Origin of the sequence: Capnocytophaga sp. oral taxon 329 str. F0087, from assembly GCF_000213295.2 — a bacterium.
Lineage (GTDB): Bacteria > Bacteroidota > Bacteroidia > Flavobacteriales > Flavobacteriaceae > Capnocytophaga > Capnocytophaga leadbetteri_A.
In genome coordinates this window covers 7,022-11,102 of record NZ_KN390051.1, presented here as the reverse complement: position 1 = coordinate 11,102, position 4,081 = coordinate 7,022, and the positions used below count along the sequence as shown (strand labels likewise).

Genomic DNA, 4,081 nt, shown 5'->3' with positions numbered 1-4,081 from the left:
TATTAAACAATCTGAAATTGATTTAAAATCTACAGACATAGACCGTTTGCAGGCTAAAGGGGCTTTTTTGCCCTCAATAAATGGTAATTTGTCTTACAATTTCAACAGTGGGAAGAATATCAACCCTGTGACAAACCAGTACGAAAATACGGTTTTTCAATCAGCTTCAGGAGGTATTGGGGCTGAAATGACACTTTTCGCAGGACTGCAAAACTGGCGTAAACTACAACGTGCTACCCTAAACCAAATGGCATCGGAATATCAGCTTGAGAAAGTAAAAGAAGATATTGTACTGATGATTATTAATGCTTATGCCGAAGTATTGAGCTATAAAGAACAAATAAAAAACCTAAAAGCACAACGTGAGGTATCGGAAGAAAGCGTAGAACGCACCAAAAATCTAATAGAAGCCGGTTCTCTACCAAAAGGCGATATTTATGAAGCTGAAGCACAATTGCTAACCCAAGAACAGCAGATTATTGCTACTGAAAATGCTCTTTTTATTGCTAAAATGGGATTAGCTCAGTTACTTTTGCTGAAAAACTATCAAGATTTTGATATTGCAGACCCTACTTTTGAACATCCTTCAGAAGAAATACTTGTAAAAACCCCTCAAGAAATCTATCAGCATGCTAAAGAAATAATGAGTGATGTAAAAATAGCTGATAGTAATATTTTATTGGCTAAAAATGCACTACAAAATGCACAAGCAGCTTACTCTCCACGACTTTCAGCACAATGGGGATACAGCTCTCGTTGGACGAAGAATAAATATTTGAACTTTTGGGATCAGATAGACCTAAATAAGGGGATGTATGCTGGGTTTTCGCTATCAGTGCCTATTTTTAATGGATTTTCTACCTTAACAAATATAAAACGTCAGAAACTGAACTTGTTAAAAGCTCAATATGCAAAAGAGCAGGCAGAACTTACTTTAGAAAAGAACAGTTATCAGGCGCACACCAATGCTACTAATGCTAAAAAGCTATATGAAGCTACTGAAAAGACTGTTTTAGCAAAAAAACAATCTTTTAACTACGCAAAAGAACGTCACGATGTAGGTTTGATGAATACTTTTGACTTTAATCAGGCAAAGTATCAGTACGAAAATGCTCAAAATGAATCAGTAAAAGCGAAGTATCAGTATATATTAAAGCTAAAAGTATTAGAATACTACTTTAGATAATAAAAAAGAAGTGATTTCTCACTTCTTTTTATACGGATTGGCACGATATCCTTCTAATAAAGCATCGTTTTCCATTATAAAGGGAATAGCAGTAGGCTGATCCCATTCTACATCATACCTATTCATCAGATAATCGCTTAATTCTGTTCGGTTCTGGAACTTTATAACTTGATAAGGTTCTTGAAAAGCAAGCTTTTCTACAAATAATATTCCTCCTTGCTTAAGAGGTACTAATACGCCTACGTGACCCACAAAAAGGGTATTCTCATCTGCACTGAGTTGTGAATGAAAAAGGACTGAAATAAATGAGGCCTTCATAGGGTCATCTTTTTTAGGAAAACTAATACCTCTTTCTTTCCAAACGTGCTGTACTGTGGCTAAATGGGAAGCTACTTCTTTAGTATTTTTTGTAGGCATAGAGGAAAATAAAGCCCAAAAACGGGCTTCATCCTCTGCTGTAAAATATTTTTTAGGCATTGTATGCAATACTTCTTTATCTATAAAAAGTATTTCATCATCAGTAGATACACTTGTCGTAGGAGTTGCTACTGCTACAAAATCACGTAATAGAGTAAACGAAGTTATTCTACAGTTATAGCCTTGAAAAATAGGATATTTACGCGTCCATTGGCTCTGAATTGCAGCTTCATCATACTGTGGTAATAATGAGTCGATAGTAGCATAACCTTGCGGTACTAAACCTACTTTTCCCCCAACTGTATTATTGAATAAAGCTACACTCTCCAAAAAATCTCCTATATTTTTAGTAGACACTCCCGCTGCAGCAAGAGCTTGTTGTACCTCTTGTTGAGATTCTGTATCCACCAAATTGCTATATACTAACTGTAGTTTGTGCTTTTCTTCTGTTTCTACAACTTTTTCTGTTACTTTTTTATTTGTTGGCTGCTGACAAGCAAACAGAAGTCCGCAAACTATAGCCGTAAGAACTATTTTATTCATTATAGATTATTATTTAAATAGTGTTTTTATCTCTTCTAATAGTTTTATCTGTTTCTTTAAAGATTCTGTTTGCGTAAGCCCTTTCTTAATAGCAATCCCTTCATCTAAAACACTTAAAAGCATTTTCTTTCCTACAGGATTTTCCATTTCCTTAGCTATATCTTTCAACGGATTATAAATGCTTTCTACCAATTGAGTATTGTCTAAACTCATTGCCCACTGATAGCCTTTTTTAAAGTTAGCTGAAGTCTCTGGAGTATCTCTTTCTAAAAATGGATAATAAACGAAATAAGGCAGCATAGTAGGCAGATACTTCTCCATTTTGTTATCGATTATTACACTTGCTAAACCCGCTAACTCGTCTACAGTATAATCTTCAGGTTTAGCTTGCTCTAAAAAGTTCTTTGCTCTTGCTGGTTCTGTACGTGCTATCCCATTAAGTGCTGCATTTTTTATAGCTCCTGAAGGTATAGACAAGGCTTTCTCAAATATAGCTGAATACTTCTTATCCTTGGTTGCTGCTAATACCCATATAGCAGCTGCTTTCACAAGATTGGCACTATCTGTTTCTGCTACTTTCTCTACTATTTGCAATTCTTTAGGAGTAAGTTTATAGCTAATGAGCTTCTGCAAAGCTTTTTCTCTTACTTTGAAGAAAGGGTCTTTCAGCGCCGTTAATAGAATCTCTTTCCCTTCTGTAGCAGTAGTAGCATCTACCGCCTCTATTCTACTCTTATAATCAGTAGCGTGTTGCAATTGATATAAATATTCTTTCCATGATTTATTATTGTGCTCAGTTGCAATTATCACTCCTCGTGGATTTATATCTACTAATTCTGGAGTATTAGCTACCGGAAAAGTAAAACTATTCTCTTTGCGGGCATCTACCCACACTTTATGACGCACTCGCTTACCATTTTCATAAACATCTATCTCTAATGGGAACTGAAATAGTATTTTTTCATCTTGTGTTTGTACTATTTTCACTGTCAACTTCTTAGTTGTAGCATTGTATTTTTTTACTACATCTATCACAGGATTTCCACTGCCAAAATACCACTGATTAAAGAACCAGTTTAAGTCTTTTCCACTTATTTTTTCTAATGAAAGTCGCAATTGGTGAGCTTCCCCAGTACTATAAGCATTAGTTTTCAAATAATCTGCTACTCCTGCAAAAAACGCCTCATCTCCTAAATAATCACGCAGCATATTAAGGATAGCTCCTCCTTTATTATAAGATACCAAATCAAACATATCATCTTGGCGGTCATATCCAAACCGTACTAAGTCCTTACTAAAATCAGTAGGACGATGTTGATATTGACGCATATCATTTAATAAATGCTCGTCTGCTACATCTCTACCATATTTATGATCAAGCCACAAATATTCTGAATAGTTAGCAAATGACTCATTCACTGTAAGGTTTGCCCAACTTTCTGTAGTCACCAAGTCTCCAAACCAATGATGCGCTAACTCGTGTGCTATAATAGGCTCCCAATGATTTTGGTCTTCTAAATCTTCTGCTGTCTGATAAGCTGTCTCTGCGTGGCTTACGGCTGTTGTATTTTCCATTGCACCACTGACAAATTCGCGTACTACTATTTGAGCATACTTCTGCCATGGAAAATCATATCCAAATCGCTCTGAAAAAAAGGTTATCATCTCTGAGGTATTGCCAAATATTTTCTTAGCTACTGATTCGTATGGCTTTTCTACATAATACTCTATGGGTATATTTCCACGCCAAGGAGTATCTTTCACTACAGCAAATTCTCCTGCTCCCATAAAAAATAGATAAGGTGCGTGTGGTTTGTCCATCACCCAATGATCAGTACGCATACCATCCTTCTTTACCGAATTTTTAAGAACTCCATTAGAAAGGGTCACAAAGCTGTCTGGTACTGTCATCTCTATTTCTTGTGTAGTCTTCTG

General features: G+C 35.8%; 3 protein-coding genes. 1 reads left to right on the top strand and 2 read right to left on the bottom strand.

Translation table 11 applies throughout. From position 1 onward, the window contains the following. Position 1: 1 nt before the first annotated feature. A complete protein-coding gene (locus HMPREF9074_RS10550; protein ID WP_232297132.1) occupies positions 2-1,186 on the top strand; it encodes a TolC family protein in 1,185 nt (394 codons plus the stop codon). Between the two features lie 18 nt (positions 1,187-1,204). On the opposite strand, the gene HMPREF9074_RS10545 is transcribed toward HMPREF9074_RS10550, so the two are convergent. Together HMPREF9074_RS10545 and HMPREF9074_RS10540 are read right to left on the bottom strand one after the other, a co-directional pair. Then, positions 1,205-2,146: a DUF4300 family protein gene (locus HMPREF9074_RS10545; protein WP_009389247.1), complete on the bottom strand. Its 942-nt coding sequence runs from the start codon at positions 2,144-2,146 to the stop codon at positions 1,205-1,207. A gap of 9 nt (positions 2,147-2,155) precedes the next feature. Continuing rightward, positions 2,156-4,081 (bottom strand): M1 family metallopeptidase (locus HMPREF9074_RS10540; protein ID WP_034540696.1); only part of this gene is annotated, 1,926 nt, incomplete at its 5' end.